We start from the raw sequence: 671 nt of genomic DNA, 5'->3' as shown, positions 1-671 counted from the left end.
AGGCCGATTGAATGCCGGTCTGCGCCTGGAAATCCTTCAGCGTGTTGGGTGCAATGAAGTCATACCAGTTATAGATATTGACCTTCGGCTCCGCCGCCTGAGCGCATGCCATTGCGCCGCTGATAACGGCAGCCAGCCCCCATTGCATGCATCGAATAGCGATCATCACGAACTCCTGGGCCGGCACCTGCGCGCCAGCTGATTATTGTTATGGAGGGTACAAACGCGGTCAGCGAATCAGCAGTTCACGGCGGCCGTCGGGGTGCTCCACAGCCTCGCCTTGCAACAGCAACCGACGATCATTGAGGTAGTGATAATCCCTGCGGGCCGCATTGATTTGAGTAAGGTCCAGACTGATCACCTGGCGTGTTTCTTCGCGCCCGGCTTCGTACAGCAGGCGACCAAACGGGTCGACCACCGTGCTGCCGCCAGCAAACACCAGGCCTTCATCACCCTGCCCCGCGCGGTTGACCATCACGCTGAACAGCTGATTTTCCTGGGCCCTGGCCATGATCGCGGTGCGATGCACCGGGCCGTAGGGGTCCATGTTGCCGTTGGTGACGATGATCAATTCAGCACCCAGTTGCGCCAGCGCCCGCGCCGTTTCCGGCAGCTCGATGTCGTAGCAGATCAGCAGGCCGACACGCACGCCGTTCCACAGCGTAGTGACG

At 60.2% G+C, this 671-nt stretch carries 1 protein-coding gene; it reads right to left on the bottom strand.

Going from position 1 to position 671, the window contains the following annotated elements; translation table 11 throughout:
• Window positions 1–229 precede the first annotated feature (229 nt).
• Window positions 230–671, bottom strand: a 442-nt coding sequence (locus E4O97_RS26505) for a nitrilase-related carbon-nitrogen hydrolase (RefSeq protein ID WP_282445384.1), incomplete at its 5' end; no start/stop codon positions are given.

The organism is Pseudomonas sp. W15Feb34 (genome assembly GCF_023127765.1).
Taxonomy (GTDB): domain Bacteria; phylum Pseudomonadota; class Gammaproteobacteria; order Pseudomonadales; family Pseudomonadaceae; genus Aquipseudomonas; species Aquipseudomonas synxantha_A.
The sequence above is the reverse complement of the archived record's forward strand: the minus strand, read 5'-3'. Positions and strand labels throughout refer to the sequence as shown.